The 18588-nt window shown below is 37.8% G+C and carries 13 protein-coding genes and 1 tRNA gene; 8 read left to right on the top strand and 6 right to left on the bottom strand.

Annotated elements, in window-relative coordinates:
• Nucleotides 1–9 precede the first annotated feature (9 nt).
• The 4 genes from BM015_RS07305 to BM015_RS07290 all read left to right on the top strand — a co-directional run bounded on the left by BM015_RS07305 (nt 10) and on the right by BM015_RS07290 (nt 4828).
• A complete protein-coding gene (locus tag BM015_RS07305; RefSeq protein WP_090657101.1) occupies nt 10–3333 on the top strand; it encodes a VCBS repeat-containing protein in 3324 nt (1107 codons plus the stop codon).
• Between the two features lie 112 nt (nt 3334–3445).
• Nucleotides 3446–3517: transfer RNA gene (locus BM015_RS07300), tRNA-Arg, on the top strand.
• A 127-nt stretch (nt 3518–3644) separates the two neighbouring features.
• Entirely contained in the window at nt 3645–4529 is an 885-nt protein-coding gene (locus BM015_RS07295) for a DUF4062 domain-containing protein (RefSeq protein ID WP_090656809.1), read from the top strand.
• Between the two features lie 98 nt (nt 4530–4627).
• On the top strand, nt 4628–4828 hold the full coding sequence (locus tag BM015_RS07290; protein WP_090656807.1) for a hypothetical protein: 201 nt from the start codon (nt 4628–4630) through the stop codon (nt 4826–4828).
• 53 nt (nt 4829–4881) lie between these two features.
• Here the strand turns inward: BM015_RS07290 and BM015_RS07285 are convergent, their stop codons facing one another.
• On the bottom strand, nt 4882–5079 hold the full coding sequence (locus tag BM015_RS07285; RefSeq protein WP_090656805.1) for a hypothetical protein: 198 nt from the start codon (nt 5077–5079) through the stop codon (nt 4882–4884).
• Between the two features lie 248 nt (nt 5080–5327).
• On the opposite strand from BM015_RS07285, the gene BM015_RS07280 reads away from it, so the two are divergent.
• The 4 genes from BM015_RS07280 to BM015_RS07265 all read left to right on the top strand — a co-directional run bounded on the left by BM015_RS07280 (nt 5328) and on the right by BM015_RS07265 (nt 7605).
• Complete coding sequence (locus BM015_RS07280; protein ID WP_143075779.1) at nt 5328–6086, top strand: hypothetical protein; 759 nt, start codon at nt 5328–5330, stop codon at nt 6084–6086.
• Nucleotides 6087–6134: 48 nt separating this feature from the next.
• The gene (locus BM015_RS07275) at nt 6135–6560 is read left to right on the top strand and encodes a hypothetical protein (protein WP_090656803.1); all 426 of its coding nucleotides are present in this window, start codon (nt 6135–6137) and stop codon (nt 6558–6560) included.
• A gap of 95 nt (nt 6561–6655) precedes the next feature.
• On the top strand, nt 6656–7081 hold the full coding sequence (locus BM015_RS07270; protein ID WP_143075778.1) for a hypothetical protein: 426 nt from the start codon (nt 6656–6658) through the stop codon (nt 7079–7081).
• The gene (locus BM015_RS07265) at nt 7078–7605 is read left to right on the top strand and encodes a hypothetical protein (RefSeq protein ID WP_090656794.1); all 528 of its coding nucleotides are present in this window, start codon (nt 7078–7080) and stop codon (nt 7603–7605) included. Before BM015_RS07270 ends, BM015_RS07265 begins: the two co-directional genes overlap by 4 nt.
• A 233-nt stretch (nt 7606–7838) precedes the next feature.
• On the opposite strand, the gene BM015_RS07260 is transcribed toward BM015_RS07265, so the two are convergent.
• The 5 genes from BM015_RS07260 to BM015_RS07240 all read right to left on the bottom strand — a co-directional run bounded on the left by BM015_RS07260 (nt 7839) and on the right by BM015_RS07240 (nt 18256).
• Complete coding sequence (locus tag BM015_RS07260) at nt 7839–8279, bottom strand: pepsin/retropepsin-like aspartic protease family protein (protein ID WP_090656785.1); 441 nt, start codon at nt 8277–8279, stop codon at nt 7839–7841.
• Nucleotides 8279–8476, bottom strand: coding sequence for a hypothetical protein (locus BM015_RS07255; protein WP_090656776.1), 198 nt, complete (start codon nt 8474–8476; stop codon nt 8279–8281). The genes BM015_RS07260 and BM015_RS07255 overlap by 1 nt, the downstream gene beginning before the upstream one ends.
• A gap of 149 nt (nt 8477–8625) precedes the next feature.
• Nucleotides 8626–15999 (bottom strand): hypothetical protein, encoded by a 7374-nt coding sequence (locus BM015_RS07250; RefSeq protein ID WP_090656775.1) that lies wholly within the window; start codon nt 15997–15999, stop codon nt 8626–8628.
• Nucleotides 16000–16014: 15 nt separating this feature from the next.
• Complete coding sequence (locus BM015_RS07245; protein ID WP_090656774.1) at nt 16015–17538, bottom strand: hypothetical protein; 1524 nt, start codon at nt 17536–17538, stop codon at nt 16015–16017.
• Between the two features lie 7 nt (nt 17539–17545).
• A complete protein-coding gene (locus tag BM015_RS07240) occupies nt 17546–18256 on the bottom strand; it encodes a hypothetical protein (RefSeq protein ID WP_143075777.1) in 711 nt (236 codons plus the stop codon).
• Between the last annotated feature and the right edge of the window lie 332 nt (nt 18257–18588).

The following is an 18588-nucleotide window of genomic DNA, read 5'->3' as shown; positions in this document are numbered from 1 at the left end:
AAAGCATACATGGTTTGTAAAACTACATGGTTATATATATGCATTTTACCGGCAAGTTTTCTTGTGTTTGCCGGTTGTAAGAATCATGATGCAAAGCTTTTTACAAAGCTTTCTAAAAACAGCACGGGGATTGATTTTAAGAACATACTTAAAGAAAATGAAGCGGCCAATGTTTTAAACTATACATATTTCTATAATGGCGGCGGCGTTGCTGTTGGCGATCTTAATAATGATGGTTTGCCCGATGTTTTTTTTACCGGCAATATGGTGGCAAACAGGTTGTATATAAATAAAGGCAATTTTTCATTTGAAGATATTACTGCTAAAAGCGGTGTTGCTTCCATGCAGGGATGGTGTACAGGTGTTACAATGATTGATATAAATAATGATGGCTGGCTTGATATTTATATCTGCCGTTCCGGCGATATAGATCCTGTAAAAAGGAGAAATCTTTTATTCATCAATAACAAAAATCTATCGTTTACCGAAAGTGCCCGGCAATATGGTTTGGCCGATGAAGGTTATTCAACACAGGCTTCTTTTTTTGACTATGATAAAGATGGAGACTTAGATGTTTTTATAGCCAATCATTCCTTAAAGGAATATGCATTCGGTGGCTATGAGCAGGCGCCGCTCCGCTCCCAATATAATGAGGCTTTTGCATGCAAATTATACCGCAACGATAACGGGCATTTTAAAGATGTAAGTAGAGAGGCTGGTATTATATCAAATGTATTAACGTTTGGTTTAAATGTAATGGTGGCTGATTATAACAACGATGGATGGGAGGATGTATATGTTGATAATGATTTTAATGAAGCAGATTATCTCTTCATCAATCAGCATAATGGTACGTTTAAAGAAAATGTGCATAATTGCCTCGATGCAACTTCGTTATATTCCATGGGCTCTGATGCGGCAGATTATAATAACGATGGCTTTGTTGACCTGCTTACGTTGGATATGCAGCCTGAAGATAATCATGCGCAGAAAATGCATAACGGCGCTGAGAACTGGAATAAATTTCAATTGCTTTTTCAAAATGGTTTTTATTATCAGTACAGCCGTAATATGCTGCATAAAAATAATGGCGATGGCACTTTCAGTGAGGTTGGCCAGTTGGCAGGTTTGTCCAATACCGACTGGAGCTGGGCTGCATTGTTTTGTGATTTTGATAACGACGGTTATAAAGATGTTTTTGTTTCAAACGGATACCAGAAAGATTATACAGACATGGATATGATAATGTATCGTGCAGGCATTATGATGAAACAAAGAAACGGCGAGTCAACAGAACCGTTACAGGAAATATTGGATAAAATGCCATCGAACATTATATCGAACTATATATTTCGGAACGAGGGAAACGATTCGTTTTCAAACAGAGTAAAGGATTGGGGCATGGAAGAAAAAAATGTTTCGGCAGGAGCAGTTTATGCTGATCTTGATGGCGATGGAGACATGGACCTTGTTATCAGCAATATTAATGCGCCGGCAGGCATTTACAGGAATAATGCAAATGAACTGGAGCCTGCCAATCATTATCTGAAAATAAAATTGCAGGGTAATGGTTCGAATGTAAATGGTATAGGCGCGACGGTAAAATTATATTGCGGTAACGATGTTTACTGGCAGCAGCAAATGCCGGTTCGCGGTTATCAGTCATCGGTTGACTATGTGTTGAATTTTGGTATTGGCAAGCATGATGTAGTTGATTCAGTAAAGATAACGTGGGCTGATAATAAAAGCCAACAGCTTGTAAATATTAAAGCAAATCAAACCATCACTTTGCAATATAACAATGTTGTTAGCGACAGCATAAATATCGTTCAGTATGCACCAACCTTTTTCGAAAAAAGTACATTACTTTCTTATATTCATAAAGAGAATGATTTTGAAGATTTTGCCCTGCAGCCTTTGATGCCGTCTTATGTATCCAGGAGCGGCCCTTTCATGGCAAAAACGGATGTGAACGGTGATGGGCTTGAAGATATTTTTATAGGTGGGGCCAGAGGTTATAAAGCCAATATATTCCTGCAAACAAAAAATGAGCAGTTTGTTATAAAAGAAGAAAAGAACATTGCAGCAGATTCTTTATGCGAAGATGCTGCTGCCATTTTTTTTGATGCGGATGGCGATGGCGATAAAGACCTGTATGTTGCATCCGGCGGCTATGAATTTAATGAAGGCGATACGTTGTTGCAGGACAGGCTGTACCTGAATGACGGCAAAGGAAATTTTATAAGATCAGTCAAAGCTTTGCCACAATTATATTTTTCCAAAGGCGCTGCTGCTGCAGCGGATATAGATAACGATGGAGATATGGATATTTTTGTGGGCGGAAGAATTGTTCCCGGTAAATACCCTTTAACGCCTGAAAGCGCTGTTTTGCTTAATAATGGCAAAGCTGTTTTTACAAACGTAACCGAAACTGTTGCTCCTTTGTTGAAATACATTGGTATGGTAACCGATGCCGTATTTATTGATATTAATAATGATAATCAACCCGATCTTATTATTGCCGGTGAGTGGATGCCTGTAAAAGTTTTTATCAATCAAAAAGGGAAGCTTACTGATGCTTCAGCACAATACATACATTTTTCTTCAGGCGGCTGGTGGAACAAAATAATCGCAGCTGATTTTAATAAAGATGGATGCACAGATTTAGTGATTGGCAATGTTGGCCTGAATACACAATTTAAAGTAAGTGCTAATGAGCCCATAACGCTTGTGTATAAGGATTTTGATAATAATGGAACCATTGACCCCGTGCTTTGTTATTGTATTCAGGGAAAGTCTTACCCGGCAACCGCAAGAGATGATTTAATAGACCAGTTACCTTATTTAAAAAAACGGTTCATTAATTATAGCAGTTATGCGGATGCAGTTATTGAAGATATTTTTTCAAAAGATGAATTAAAAGATGCAAAGGTGCTGCAGGCGCAAATAATGCAAACTGTTTTGCTGCAGAATGATGCAGGGAAAAGATTTATCAAAAAGGAGTTACCAGTTCAATCACAATATGCGCCGGTATATGCAATGGATACAATGGATATAAATAATGATGGTAATGCTGATCTTATTCTGGCCGGTAATAATTCGTTCACGAGAATAAAATTTGGTAATTACCGCGCCAATCATGGTGTTGTTTTATTAGGCGATGGCAGAAATAATTTTGCATATCTTCCTCAATATAAAAGTGGTTTTAATATAAGAGGTAATGTGAAGAGCATTGAGCATGTTAATACAAAAAACGGTAATTATATTTTATTTGGCGTGAACAACGATACCTTGCAGGAATATAAAATCAGGCTTAGTAATAACCTGCATTAATAAACCTGTTTAACCATCCGCAAACAGCAGCCGATATTTATTGTATTGCTGATTTACTGCTAAAAATTGGCAGGTTGTATTAGTTTCTTACATTCGCGCATTAATTAATAACGGTCTCGTAGTACAATGGATAGTATAAGAGTTTCCGAAGCTCCAGATCCAGGTTCGATTCCTGGCGGGACCACAACGAATTGCTGTAGGTGAATTGATAACCAACTAATTGATACAATTTAATTAACTATATCGGACACTAAGGCGGACAGTATTATATGCAATGAGAAAAATTCGTTACAAAAAACCCTACTTATGAGATGGAGAAGAAATATCAGATATTTATAAGTTCAACTTATACAGATTTGACTGTTGAACGCACCAAAGTTTTTCAAATATTAATGGAGTTAGATTGTATCCCTGCTGGAATGGAATTATTCCCGGCAATAGACAATGAACAATTTGAATTCATAAAACGCATTATAGATGATTGTGATTATTATTTGTTGATAATAGGAGGCAGGTATGGTACACTCTCACAGGATGGAATAAGCTTTACAGAAAAAGAATATGATTATGCAATTTCTAAAGGCAAAAGGGTGTTGGCATTTATTCATGCAAATCCTGATATTATTCCTATAAATAAATCTGAGATTTTACCTGAAGTGAGAGAAAAGTTGGTAAAATTTAAAGAGAAAGTTGAAACAGGAAGGCTTGTAAGATTTTGGAATACAGCAGACGAGTTAGCCTCGCAAATTGCAACGAACCTCCCCAAGACTATTAAAACATATCCTACTCCTGGCTGGGTTCGAGGTGATACGGTTTCAAATGCAGATTTAATGCAAGAAGTGCTTAAACTTAGAGAAGAAAAAGAGTATTTGCTAAGTAAGGTAAACATGCAGGATGAAAAAGAATTTGAACTTTCCAAAGAAGCCAAGCGTTTATTGGTTGACGTTAGTAAAACTATTCAGGGAAGAATTTCAATTTCTGAAAGTACTGGCCAGATTATATTGTACAATAGAACTTATGTAACTCCTCAAAATGCAAAGGAAAGGGCTATTTGGGTGGAGGCGATCAAACAATTAAATAAAGCTGGCTTAATTGAAGAGTTATCTATAAGTCAAGTGGCTCGCCGTAGATATATAATAACCTTAAAAGGGCTACAGGAGGCAGAAAATATTCTTGTGATAGAAAATCAAAAGTGAACCAATTTTTTAATGCCGGGCACATTTAAAAAGAGCACCTGCAAATGCTATAATAAAATTATCTTGCGCATGCTTCCATTATACCAAATCGTGCCATTATGAAAAACGAAGACGCTATAAAAGAATTGGAACTAATTATATCCGCCGCAGAAATTGTGGTTAATCGTGCTACAGGTTTAAGAAACAAGCTGGTGCGTGAAAACGCACCGGCCCCTTCCGGGGAAGGTTTAACTAATGCCCAGAAGGCGCACATCTTAGCCAAAAGACATAAATACTTAAACCGTAATAAAGGGAAATAAATTATTTTTTGCTCGTATTTCACCAGATGGATATTTTAAAATATACCGTCAATCTACTTTTTATTTCTTGCTTTCCTTGCTTCAATGGTATAGCCGAATTGTTTCAACAATTCAATAGAGCCACATTCGCTTAACGTCCCCTTTTTATACCGACCTAAATAAACACGAAGTTTTGCGTTTGCTGTAAGCTTGGCTGCAGCTTTAAATTCTTCCGATATAATCAACTGTTTTATAGCGTTTTCAATAGTCATTGAAACAAAAATAAAAAATATTTGTAACAAATGTTACTTTATATTGTAACAAGTGTTACATTTGTATTCATAAACGCAATTGCTTTATCTCCGTTAACGCATACGCCAACAATGCGAGTAATAAAATGGGTGCAGTGAATAGCTGCACCCATTATTAGCTTTTAAAAATTGTATAACAAACAGGATAGTTGCTTTACTGCTATTTAAAGAGCAAATGGCATTATTCAATAATTAAAAAAAACAACAACATGAAAAAGAAAAAACTGGTCGCTGTAATCTCAGAATTAGAAGAAAAACTTCTTGAACTTCAACCGCCTTCTACAAAGATTGATTGGAGACGTTTGTCCATATCCTTATTTGAGGATGCTGTCGATTTTTTTAAGATTAAAAATATCTATTCAATTCAAGAGAATAGAAAAATTATAGATAAGCGAATAGCAGAAACAATAGACAAGTATGGTTTAATGAAGTTTGAAGGCAATAACCTTTATCACATTACTTCAATATACCAATTACATAGAGCCCTTGTCTTAATTGAAAGTGGCATGGTTGATTATTACCATGTTAACCGTTCTAAAATTAAATATGATTCGGATGCTATGAGTATAAGAGACAGGTTTATTAGGAAAGGTGAAGTTGATGAAAATTATTTTGCGCAGAAAGCCAGAGAGCTTTCTGCTACGCAAAAAGAGTATGATGATTTACTACACATTTTTATTTCTTATGCGGAAGAAAAATTGTTTTATAAGGGCATTGAGCGCGAGATAGAACACTGCATTAATACTTATGGTATTGATAAATATCTTGGCACCCAGCTATATGAAATAACAGACATTAAGCTTTACCAGGAGGCTGTTAAAGCAATAGAAAAAATGCATAGGCTAAAAACCCTTTACGGTATCACAGAGCACAATGGCGCCCCAATTGAAGAACTAAGCAATTATGAACTTGATGGTATTCTGCAAGCAAGGCCAAAATCAAAACAAAATCGTAAGAAAGCAGCATAGCAAATAACATCTTCAACGTTTAATTTAAAACAACTTAAATTTTTAATTATGTCAAATACAACAAAAACCTCACAAATAAAACAATCCAATAAATCTCTTGCTATTGAAATTGCAGATCGACTTAAAAAAAAGTATTCAATCAAAAAAAGCGATGTCAGCGCATTAATAGAATGCTTTCACACATTCAATGAAGATCATAGTTCAACGTCTGAAGAGTTTTCAGATGCAGAAGGCTTATGTATTGAAATGGCCTGCCTGCTTACCGATCCTCAGATTTCAGGTAGGTTAAATGAAGCTTATTTCCGCTCAAGCGCTTCAAAAATATTGCACCGTATGGTTACCATCTTTAGAACATTATCAGGAGATAAGCAAATGCAAATGTATATTATGTGGTATAGCTTAAAACATTTTTCAGCGACAGTTTCTGATGAGATATTGAGCGATATTAAACACAGATTTTTAAAAGAAGAATAGAGTAAAACCAAAGCCTGAAACAATTCAGCGATTATTCATCTATTAAAACAATGCCCGGTAATTCGCCGGGCTTTTTTATATTTAATTCAAAAAAGATGAATGCGCTTCAAATTATAGCAGTCATTGCGGGCGTGATAATCATTTCTATACTGCTTATACCCGGTATTCCAAACCAATTTAAAAAATTCAAAGAAGATGCTCCCAGCAGTGCTGGTAAAGATGGAGGGAAATCCATAGTAGGCAAAAAGATAACCTGGAAGTCTGTATATGTGCCAATTATAATTATTGTCGTGTTGATTTTTACAAACCCGTCATTAAAATCCTTTAAGAACTATATAGGAAGCTTTGAATACTCTTCTCATAGCGGAAACATAGCAGGTCAATACAGGAAAATATTAAATGTTTTTATATTCAGTTACTATACTTATAATTATAACGGTGAATATTCTCGGCTCGAATGGAGTAGGCTTAATGGAAAATATATTGGTATTGCTGGTAATTTCATAAAATTAAATGGATGAAGCAATTGCACTATCTCGTTATATGTATTTTGATTCTTTCATGTTCAAAAAACCATAGCGCCAACAAATTAAAAGAGAATGCAAAAAAGCAGTCAGAAGATATTGATATAATAAACGATCTTTTATCCAAACATCCCAATGCTGTTCTTTGGGACAGCCTAAACGGCGATTTTTCTATTGATTATTATCCTGCATTAAATTCTTCTTTTCAAATAATTTCAGATGTTTCGATTGATGATATTTACATAAAAGATTCATCATATTACGTATTGGCACAAAGCGGGATCGAGCCAATATTTTATTTTACTCTAAAAGTAAATGACAATCTTAAAAACCTTTTTGATTCGAGACGGGGCGATTTGAAATTAAAAAAAATATTTATAGTTACTCATTTGTTTGGCATTAAGAAAGGATTTGATATAGAATATTTAGGATATGATCCGGACAGTAACCACGATTTCACATCGGAAGAAACGTTTTTTCGAGCTACTGGGGATTTGATTGACATAAAAACAATTGAATGAAAAGTACCTTTTTAATACTTTTTTATATCTTATCGATTAGCTGCCAATCCCTGCCCTGCAGGCAGATATAGGCTAAGTTTAAATTGATTTATTTTCTTCTCACATTCCTCTGATTTGCTCTCTGCCTGATCGTTATAAAATCCCTTGGCGGCAATAGTTTTAAAATTTTACGTTGTATCAAAACTGTAAATGCCGATTAAAAATAGTTCTTTGAGATATTGCTTGTTTGAAAATTAAATTTTGGGACGGTCGTCTATTATAATTTTCTTAGTGGCATGATTGAAAGTTATTTTGAAGTCGCACATGAAATTACTAAATCCAAGGATAGGCGGAATATTATCATGATCAACACAGCCAACTATTAAGTCTTTACTCTTACATACAACTGTTTTTTGGTCTGGGCTAAGAAGGTGAATTTTGAAAGCATGTTTCCATACTTCAATTTTAGTTTCTGCAAGTCCTTGCATAGTTTCATTTGAAATTGCATCAGCTTTTAAATCAAGTGTAGCTTGTTCAGCAACAAATTTTGGGAACACACAGTGATCTGCACCTGTATCAAGTAATGCAAGTATATTAATAGTTTTATCATTTTTGGGGTTGATAATTTTAATCGGAATCCACGGACGTATAATTTCGTCTGATATTTTGTAGAATGGATATATCCAAGTTGCCATTAAAATATATAGGTAGTCCCTTCTTTTGGAATGAATAAAACAGTGAAATTTTCTGTTTTGAGTTTTGCAAGTTTTATCGCCTCATCGGGTGTCCTTGCTTCGGAAATGAGATTTCCATGTTCATCCAAGGTCATCCATCGAGAATTAGGATTTTTTGGCTTGGGCAGAGCAACAATATCATTTGGTTCACTAAGCATATATGCAAAGTAAGAAAAAGAAATTTAGCAAAATTTAGTAAACAGAAAATAAAAAATTAAAAATAAAGCGAATTAGAACGGGCAATTATCAAGAGTATTTAAACTAATTACGAGTTTCGAATATGCAGGCTGATTGACTGCTCACTTAGCTATTTCTCCTTCGCTGCCGCCTGTTCAATCTTCATTTGCTGCTGCAGTAGTTTATAACTCTGCCTGTCATTATCAATATGCGGCTTTACAAAGTTGGGCATGGTTAAATTCATCATCATGCGCATGTAGTTAAATGATTCTTCATCCTCGCTGCTCCATTTAGGTTTGAAGCTCATCCCAATCTCATCAGCTATCATACCAATCAGCGGGTTTATATCCATAATTCCCTGCGCTGCATTGGCACCAAATTGTTTAAAGCCGTTATCCATTGTTTTCACATCCCTTGCAAATTGTATAGATGGTTCGCCGGTCATATAATCTCTCAAGCCAATGATATAAGGCGTGTGGCCTGTTGCCATTGTTGCAAACGTGTGCACGGCCGGGGCTGATATTAAAGGTGCAAGAAATGAGTTAAGCTGATCTTTATACATGGCTTCTGCTATCTGCCCGGCATTACCATCTGATTGTATCGTATTATAAGCAGCGCTTAAACCTAAGCCCCTTGCACCCCTGTCAAGTGTGCGATTAAAGAAACCCATATTAACGTCCTGCGGCTTACCATTCTTATAGAATATCTTTTGCAGGAAAGGATGCTTATCGATGTAATTCAGTTCATCATCATTAAGCGGTATCATCAAAAACCGGCTATCATCATCCTGCCAGGGATATTTGCCGGTATTGGCTTTATAAGCAAGCGCCCAGGTTGCAGTTAAACCAATTGCGCCGGCAGAAAATAATTGTGCTGCCCTGTAACCCATCTTATCCTTTAATGATAAGTTTTTTGTTGGTAATGGCGTAATGCCAAGCCATCCCTTTATACCGTTCTTTAGGAATGTTGATGAAGCAGTAAAGAATGGAGATAAACCATTTGCCTTTACGGTTCTTCCAAGCTGGCCTTCCAGTTTAAACACATAGTTACCTAATTGGTTGGCAAACTGCCTGCGTTCTTCCGGTGAAGCTTTTGGGTTTACTTCAAGTGCTATTCTATCCATCAGCACACGGGCTTTTAAATCAATCCCTTTTTTACCATACAGGAAAGGTGAAAGATTTGTGGGTAACACTTTCTTTGCCCCTGTGGCCTCTGCTGTATCACTGTTCCAGGTTACATGCCCGGTGCGTTCACTTATCAAACCAAGCTTTGCCATATCCTGAATGTGTTCAATGGCTTTCGGGCTGGTAACATCTTCATTAAGCATGTTAAAGATGCTGGCAAATATTTTTGTTACAGGGATATTACCAATTGTTTTACTTGCCAGTGAAGTCCCGGGAAAGGGCGTACCATTAACTACACCACCAACTAAGTTAGCAGTATGGATCGCGGGCTCAAATATTCCACCTAATGCAAAAGAGGTAATGCCATCCATCACTTTACCAAACATGGTTTTATCAGCATAGTTATTTTCAAGCATCGGCTTCAACTCCTTATAAAGCCAGTCAGGGATAATAACCTTTGCAGGAGGTACAACCGTTTTCTTTCCGTTAACAATTTTTACTGTATTCTCTCCTATTGGAATTGTCCGGGCTTTATATATTTCTCCATTAATAGCCAACTGTTTTGAACCACTGTCGTAAGGGCTTAATGTTTTAATCAGGCCTGCATCTTCCAGTGCTTTCACCATTACTGCCTTATTATTGTTTTTAAAGGCTTTGGTTAGCTGTTCATTTAACTTGCTTACTGAAATATCATAGGCGTTTGATAAACCTGTGGCGAACTTATTTGCAAGGTTTACGGGCTTGTTTAGCTGCGGTGAAGTTCTTGATAGCAAATTACCTTTAACGTCCATTGGGATCAATGGAAAGTATGTATCAAGCTTTCCCAAAGCATCTGAAAACAAGCCTTCATTACTTGCGTGATTATCACGTATTGGTTTTTCAACAAGTGATTTATATAAATCCAATGCGCCTTTAAACTCTGGCCCATTCACTATTTCATCATAGCTGCGGCCCTTAGAAAAATCAATATTGGCAACATGATCCGAAGCGTATTCAAAACTTTCTTTCAATAATTGTCTTAGCTGGTCAAAGTCAAGGTTATTAACGAGTGCTTCAGCATCCTTCCTTAAATTTTCAAGCGGTGACTTTACTTCAATATTATCCAGCACATCGCCAATATTGCCCCGTACTCCTTCAATCAATTCTTCATCGGAAGTATGTTTAACGGCATCTGCCATTTGCTGCCAGCGTTCCCTTATTCCATCCAGCCTGCTTTGCACAAGGGCTTTTCTTAAATCAATCCACATGCTTGCTCCATACTTATCTGTAATGGCAGTAACCGCTTTTCTTATAACCATTGAAGCCTGTGAAGCGGATGAAGCATATTGTACTGCGGCCTGCTTTGCTTCCGGCGAAAGCTTACCTAACTGGTTAAGGTTGCCGGTAAAATAATCCCGTATTGCAGGAATAATACCAACGTACTTTTTGCCCTTAACCGCTTCTTCTTCTTCAGCAACAGGATTATGCACCAATTCATTCAGGTTACGCTTGCCTTCTGCTTCATAAGCTTTTAAGCCCTCGTTGTAAACATCTTCAATTGCAGGATCTGTTTCATCCATATTAAAACGCTCGGCAAACTTTTCAGCAAATTCTTCTTTGGTTAGTTTGCCCTGGTTGGTAATTAGCTGCCCTTTTGCATAGTTTACCCATTTATTAAACTGGCTTTCTTCACGCGCATTCCTGCGCAATATTTTATTTATATCCTGCTCGGTCAGGTGGCTGTATTCATCAGGCAATACTTCCTTAATCTCTTTAGCTGTGATGCCTGGTAAAGCCTTCTTTACATCGTCTATAAAATCACGCAGCTTACTTTCTTCATGAGTTAAATCAGATTCGGAAACCTTATTTCTCATTATATCCTGTTCCTCAAAATATTTGTCAAGCCCTTTATTTTCCACATGCCCTTTAAGTCTTTCTGTGTCGCCTGTTTCAAAAGCAGCTTTAATATCATTGGCAAACTTTTTTAAATCATCAGGGCTTCCTATTTGCAGCTTAATCCCTAACGCATCAAGTAATTTGTTTATGGTGCGTATAATAGCATTTTTTCTTTCAGATGGCAGCCTGCTTATATCTATATTGCCTTGCACTACCTGTGTAAGAAATTCTGTTATGCCTTCCGGCGCATGCTTGCTTTCATCATATAGAGCTACATGCCGCCACACGGCATCCATGCCATCAATGCCTTTTGTTTGTTTTACAATGTCATTCCAAACGCTGTTCAGCTTTTTGGTATCTACACCATATTTATCATATACAATAGGGTGCAAAGCTTCGTGTATAGCTGTGCGGGGGCTTTTATCTGCTTTAATGGCTTCAAGGTTTAGCATAAGCCGGTGTTCGCCATTTTTATTCATTATGGCTTTGCCGCGCTCTCCTTCGCTGCCGCCTGCTTTTATATATTCTGCTTCGGTATTATAGGTTTCTACCTTTGCTTTGGGATATAATTTTTTCACTACCATTTCCGCGGCGGTAGTAAATTTCTTTATGGTTGCTTCGGTAGTAGTTTCGGCTTTGTCGTTTTTGTCTTGCTCAAATAGAGCCTGCTGCTTATTGTCTAAAAACTTACCCTTATCCTGATAATGTTCCTGTAACTTCTTTTGTAACGATTTAATTTCATCGTTTAGTTTGTTGATGGAATTATCTGCAATGGATTTAGCATCATCGTAACTCTTACTCTCGGTTGAAATGTAATCTTTTCGGGATGGGTCTGTAAACCTTGCTTTCAGTTCATTTATTTTATCCTGCCTTGTTTCTATTTCATTTTTCAGTTCATTTACCTTTTCTTCATTGAGTTTTTCCCTGCCCTGGAAACGTGATTCATCGGTATGTATTTCTGATACGGGTTTTACTTCAATATCAAGTGCATTATTCCTTAACTGTTCTGCTTGCTGGTTTGCTCTTTCAAGTTCTGCAGCTTCGTTTGAATTTTCTGCTGCGCTTTCAATAGCCTTGACATTTGGTTCTTGCTCAATGCTGTCTTTGTCTGCAAGTTTTCTGTTTGCGTGTTCGTTTTCTGCTGCATCATCAACTATTTTTAATTCAGGTTTCTTAAAATGTTTTTCTGCAAGTTCTTTTAATTTTGCCTGCTTTTGATTGGTAACATTTTCATCTCTTCCGGCCTGCACTTTTGGTACAACCTTTTCTTTAACCGGTTTATCAGTTATTGGCTCAGCTTGTTTTTGCTTTGCCTTTGTTCGTTGAACTGTTGCATTATTTTCAGTTGTTGCTTTCTTGGCAGGTTCTGGAACTGCTGCATTGTTAACCTGTTTTGCTGTGGCTTCATTGTTGTTGATGAAGTCTTCAAATTCTGTTCTTGTTGCATTGTCTTTCGTTATTTCTTTTAAATGAATTTGATAAGCGATGTCTTCGGCTATATTGTCCCTGAATGTTCTTTTTTTACCATCGGTTGTTTCTAAATTTACTGAAACGACATTTCCATCATTGCCGTAATTAATGGCGGCTAAAGGATTGGAATAATTGTTTTTGTATGGCGTGTCTCTTATGCTTATATCTCCATTATCATCAACGCCAACAACAGAAGTTTCATGTTCAATATTAAAATCTGAAATTGGGGCGTTCTTTATTTCATCAATGTTGCCCAATTCATATTCCCTGTTCTCGCCTTCAATCTTTGCTACAACTGTTTGCCCATCCTGGTATAAGGTTGCTTTCTTTCCATCATATACAACGGGCTTATCAATTAGTTCGCCAATTTTAATTTCATCCTCTGCTGGAATACTATTTTGCTTATTGCTGTTATTGGTTTCCGCAATAGTTGTCTCGGCGGCTGGGGCTTCCACATTGTTTGCAAGAGGGGTTTCGTTTTCAATGATTGCATTGTTATTATTTTCCGCTTGCTGTATTGCTTCATTAATCTTCCCCTGCTGCTGCGCTGGCAATGATTGCTTTATTTCATCAGCCTTATTCTTGATAAGCTGGTTATACAAATAATCAGTTTTCTGCCTGTCGGTTAATAGCTCTCCTTTCGCATTTGTTGTTGGCACTGCATTGATCAGGCTGCTTACTTCATCCACTATCTTGCTGCGCTGTGCTGCCTGGGCCTGCGTTATATCACCGTTTTTTACGGCTTCGTTTATTTGCTGTTTGGTTATGTCAGGGTTAACCCCTAATTCCCATACGGCCGCTTTCTGCTGGGGGGAAACGGATTTAAAATTAGTTATGGCATTAATTCCAAATAAAGCAATTGAATTTAAAGCGGTTTCTTTTGATGCCTTTACAGCATCGTCAATAATATCACCGGCGCTTTTGTTTTGGTTGAATAAAAGGTTATTGGCAACATCGCTGGCAATGGAAGTTCCGGCGCCATAAACAGCCGTCATTTTCCCGGCTTCTTTGGCAACAGATAAAGCAGAGTTTTTGAACTTATCAAGTAATGGTTTATTTCTGTCTATAACGCTATTCCATGTTTTTTCATCCAACCCTGCAACAAACTTGCCCGCCATTGTATTCATACCTAATGTACGCTTTACAATGTTTATATCGGGATTAATTAAGCCTGCCAGCGCCATAATTGTTGCATGCGTATTGGCGTAAGACTGCGGGTTTGGATTGCCTTCCGCAATAGCTTGTTTGTAATAATCATTTTGCGCACCCAGGTACATGGGCAATGCAGTACTTACCAATTTGCCTAAACCGCCTGTTGCATATTGCTGTGCTGCAAAAGCTGCTATGTCTCCAAGCATCCCTGCGTTGCCATATAATGTGGCCTTGCTCCAAAAATTTTTATCCTTACCAGCTTCTGGATTGGTCGTATAATCAATTCGATCCTGGTTGTCCTGCACCAGCCTTGCGAGCTGCTGCTGCTTATCATCTTCACTTAAAAACTTATTACCGGTAATACTGTTTGCCTGTTGTTTCAGTTCTTTAGGGAATGCAGGAATAAAATCTGATCCGGTAGCTTTTAAACTTTCCGGCATGTATGCTGTTGATTCATCCTCTTTCAATTCACCTAACCGCTGTAACTGCAATTGTGCATTGGCTTCTTTGCCGCCAAATATTCTTGTAGCAATGTTTTCAAGGGATGCCCCTGAATTAGAAATGTTTTTACTGAAACGATAAAAGCCATATTCAAGCGGGTTCATGCCTGCATCCTGCGTAAGCTCTTTTACCTGGTCATCAAATTTCAATTGTGCCAATAAAGGATATTTATTATCATCCTGTTTCCTGTCTGCATCAATCGCATTTGCTGCGGTTTGAAGCTGGTTATATTGTTCAACCAAAGCATTCTTTTCTTCCGGCTTTTCAGCCTGTTTATATTTTGCATCTAAATCATGCAATTGCTCATTCAGGTAAGCCATTGTGTTTTGCCTGCCGGTTTCAGCAAGGCTTTGTAATAGTGTTTCGCGGCCTTTGCGCTTATTAATGCTATCCTGTGTTTCCGTTTCATGTGTGCGCCCAAATAGTAACCCATTGTTTGAATTGCTTACATCGGTTGTTAATTCATATTCCGGCTTTAATTGAGTGGTGAGCAATGCAATATCTGTTTTATACTTGCCGGGATTGAAAACCTGTTCCAGTTTTAAGGCTGAATATTGCAAAGGGTCAACAACATTCTTTAAATCAGATGCGTTGTAATCATTTAATAATTCAGGATTGGAAGCATTGAACAATGGTGCTTTATTCTTCATTAAGTCAGCCTGCAGCTTATCCCTTTCGTCTCCTGTAAAGTGTTTGTTAATGATTTGCTGCTGATACAGGGTATTGTTTATGCCTTGTTGCAAACTGTTTGCATCCTGCAAAGCATTAAACTCATTGGCGGTATGTGTACCGGCTTTAGATGCCAGCGAATAAACGATGTTCTGCATTGGCAACAAACGGTTATAAGCATAAGTGTTATCCGCTTTCAGGTCAACAAGGCCTTTAATCTTTTCCGCATTATTTAAATAGGGTGCATCATTCATTACCTGCTTTAAATCTTCCGGCTTGGCGCCAATTAAATCAGCATAAGAATTTAATTGAGTATCATAATCAGTTTTTGCAATTTTCTGTTTGTCATAAATACCCTTCTTGAAGTTGCTTATAACCGGCACGCCCATAGAACTGCTACTGATAACCATATCAGGCTCATTTGGGGTATTGGCTTTCTTCTGCAAATCCCTTAACTGCTTTATCTGATTATCTTCATCAAAAGTTGGATAATCAGCTTCATTGTATTGCTTTTTAATGTCAGGGCTGTCAAAGCCTAACTTCATGTTGAAACTGCCATAATCGCCAACATCATAATCTTGTGAAAGTGCATCATACAATACTTTTCTTTTCGCCGGGTCAGCAAGCTTTGTAGTAAACTCGTCAATGGTTCCTACAGCAAACTTCTGGCTTGCTGTGTTATACAGGGCTTGTATTTTATCGTTATCGGGCATAAGTAATTTCTTTATTTAAAATCCGGGTATAGTTTTTTTATTGGGCGTGTTGCTTTTTGATGGTTGGTTATTGCCCGGGTTGTTTGCTATATTTCTTTCCAGCTTTGCGTCGCTGCCCATCATGCTTTGATATAGGCCTGTTAATCTTGATTCTAATGCAGGATCATCAATCGAAATAATATCAGTTTTAAAAACATCTTTCTTTTCCGTCTTGGGTTTGCCGGTTGTGGCATCTATCTGCGGCCTGCCGCGCTGGTTTAACACGGGTACATTTTCAGTTCCCGTTTTGTACTTAATTAAAATTTGTTTGCTGTCGGGAATAAAATCAAAGTCAGCGAATTTATATTTACCGTTACCGGCAAGCAGTTTATTCATCTGGTCTTTCATTGCGCTTACATCACCGCTTTGTATAGCTGCTGTTGTGTTTATTATCCAGTTTGATCCGTTAGCATTTCCTCCATTAGTTGAAGAATTGGATTTGTATAACGGCACTCCGGCCTGTTGCTTGTTAACGAAGTCAGCATTGCTTTGTTTATCAGAATAATGCAGAAAACTTGGGTCATGCTGCGGTATAACTGTTGCCATCCAATGACGCATAAGCATATCATCTTCGACACTGCCGGGTTTTATGCTATCTGGTCGTTCCCGGGCCCATAATTTTTGAAACATGTCAGCCCGCTCTCTATCTGCATTTATAAGTGACATTTGCTCCTGGGGTATAGCTTTTAAGTAATTGCCATCGTTGCCACGTATCGGTAAATTTTCTGTTATAAGCTCCATTGAAGGTTTTTGGTTAGCGCCCATTTCCTTCTTTTGATAAAAAGGGCTGTGCTGTCCGGAAACTTCATAAATATGCTTAACCCCTGCGTGTTCTGTTTGATATGTTTCCGGGTCAATCTTTTGTCCATTTTTATATGCATCTGTGAAATAATTATATGCGGGATCAAAGCTTTTAATGAAGCGGCCACCAGTATCATTATTCATCAGGTAGGAAAGAGTTCCTGTATTGTTCCATTGTACGGGCGCTAATGGTACCAGGTTGCCTTGTTCATTTTTCGTAAAAAAATCATTTATGAGGTTGTTGCCCATCTCGTGCGAAAGCTGCAGGTAATCATAGTTAGGAAATTCTTTTCTGGCATCTTCAATATTTTTATTTTCACTTTCAATCCTTGTCTTAATAGCTCTATCTACTTCGAAAACAGGAGCCATCCTTTGTTGAGTAAGCATTCGTAATTCAGGTAAGGATAACTGGGGAGATTTTTCTAATAACTCATCCTGAATACGCTGCAGGTTTTCATTTATGGCCTTATTTGCTTTTTCATCAGGGGTTTGATATTGGGCCGGATCAAATGTCTTGTATAAAAACTGTGATTTAGCTTCATTTTCCTGTTGCCTTTTTTGGTATTGCTTTTCCATCAGGCCTGCAAGCTGTGCAGTTTGGTTTGCCTGTAATTGCTGGCCGCGGGCCATAATTTCTGCTGCGGATGGATTGTTGTTCGGTAAAACAACATTGGGGAAGTAGCCGCTGTTTGTAGCCATAAATATATTATTGTGCTGGAGGTAATAAACCGGGATCAGTATATGAGTTAAGCCATGATGGAGCACCGGTAATTTTAACTTGTGCAGGATTTGCGGAACGGTCATCTAAACCATATATTCTCTGGAGCATGTTTAGGTAATCCCCATTGGCTTTATTCTGCTGATAATTCTGTATTCCTTGCATTGCTGTGCTGCCAATACCTTGTATGCCGTTAAATATATTCTGCCATGCTGCATTACGCAGGTTTTGAATATTGTTTGCATCATACGCCGCTTTCTGCTGCTCGCTGTTATACACCTTATCATTCTCATTAATCATTTGCTGGTAGCCGCGGTTAAGGTTATCAAGCAAATTATACCGGTTATTGGCTTCTTTTACAGCCAGATCATTATAGCTGTCATTTGCCAACTGTTGGCCTGCTCCTGCCAGCGCTAATGCCTGCCCGCTACTGGTAGCATTACGGTTTACATTGTTTGTAAATGAAGCCTGGCTATTAGCGATATTGCGTTCCATAGCTCCTGCCCCGGACATTCTGCCGTTAAATAACTGCCTGGCTAAATTAAACTGTTCTTCTGCAAGTGGGTCTTTCTCATACGTTTGCATGCGCTGCGCATCTTTGGCCGCTTTTTTGGCCGCGTTCTGCTGCCGTAACCCTAAATAAAGGCTGGTGCCTGCAGACAACGCGCCAACTCCAACTCCTACTGCTATGAAACTCAAAATATACCTCCTATTGTTTACTTTTATCTTGATGCAAATTAGATTTAATCGAATGCTGCGAACCTGGTTTTTAACCCTAAAACTGCTTCGAGTAAAGGCGCGTTTTGCGAAAATGTTTTTCAAAATTTGCCAGTGTGATTGTAAGTTCAGGTTCAACTAAGTAATACTTTGTTTCAAGCTTTCTGTATATCGTCTTTTTACTTTTTAGAAAACCTTCTTTTTCCAATAATTCTACATACTGGTAAACCTGGCGGGAACGAAGCGGTATATTTAAGGATTTTAATTTCTCCGTAATTACAGATGCTGTAATTAAGCTGCATCTATCAGATAAT

Origin of the sequence: Parafilimonas terrae (genome assembly GCF_900115755.1) — a bacterium.
GTDB classification, from domain to species: domain Bacteria; phylum Bacteroidota; class Bacteroidia; order Chitinophagales; family Chitinophagaceae; genus Parafilimonas; species Parafilimonas terrae.
The sequence above is the reverse complement of the archived record's forward strand: the minus strand, read 5'-3'. Positions and strand labels throughout refer to the sequence as shown.

Excerpts from the sequence above, each read along its gene's own strand:
- BM015_RS07305 (WP_090657101.1), top strand. The coding sequence starts at position 10 with ATGGTTTGTAAAACTACATGGTTATATATATGCATTTTACCGGCAAGT.
- BM015_RS07295 (WP_090656809.1), top strand. The coding sequence starts at position 3,645 with ATGGAGAAGAAATATCAGATATTTATAAGTTCAACTTATACAGATTTG.
- BM015_RS07290 (WP_090656807.1), top strand. The coding sequence starts at position 4,628 with ATGAAAAACGAAGACGCTATAAAAGAATTGGAACTAATTATATCCGCC.
- BM015_RS07285 (WP_090656805.1), bottom strand. The coding sequence starts at position 5,079 with ATGACTATTGAAAACGCTATAAAACAGTTGATTATATCGGAAGAATTT.
- BM015_RS07280 (WP_143075779.1), top strand. The coding sequence starts at position 5,328 with ATGAAAAAGAAAAAACTGGTCGCTGTAATCTCAGAATTAGAAGAAAAA.
- BM015_RS07275 (WP_090656803.1), top strand. The coding sequence starts at position 6,135 with ATGTCAAATACAACAAAAACCTCACAAATAAAACAATCCAATAAATCT.
- BM015_RS07270 (WP_143075778.1), top strand. The coding sequence starts at position 6,656 with ATGAATGCGCTTCAAATTATAGCAGTCATTGCGGGCGTGATAATCATT.
- BM015_RS07265 (WP_090656794.1), top strand. The coding sequence starts at position 7,078 with ATGAAGCAATTGCACTATCTCGTTATATGTATTTTGATTCTTTCATGT.
- BM015_RS07260 (WP_090656785.1), bottom strand. The coding sequence starts at position 8,279 with ATGGCAACTTGGATATATCCATTCTACAAAATATCAGACGAAATTATA.
- BM015_RS07255 (WP_090656776.1), bottom strand. The coding sequence starts at position 8,476 with ATGCTTAGTGAACCAAATGATATTGTTGCTCTGCCCAAGCCAAAAAAT.
- BM015_RS07250 (WP_090656775.1), bottom strand. The coding sequence starts at position 15,999 with ATGCCCGATAACGATAAAATACAAGCCCTGTATAACACAGCAAGCCAG.
- BM015_RS07245 (WP_090656774.1), bottom strand. The coding sequence starts at position 17,538 with ATGGCTACAAACAGCGGCTACTTCCCCAATGTTGTTTTACCGAACAAC.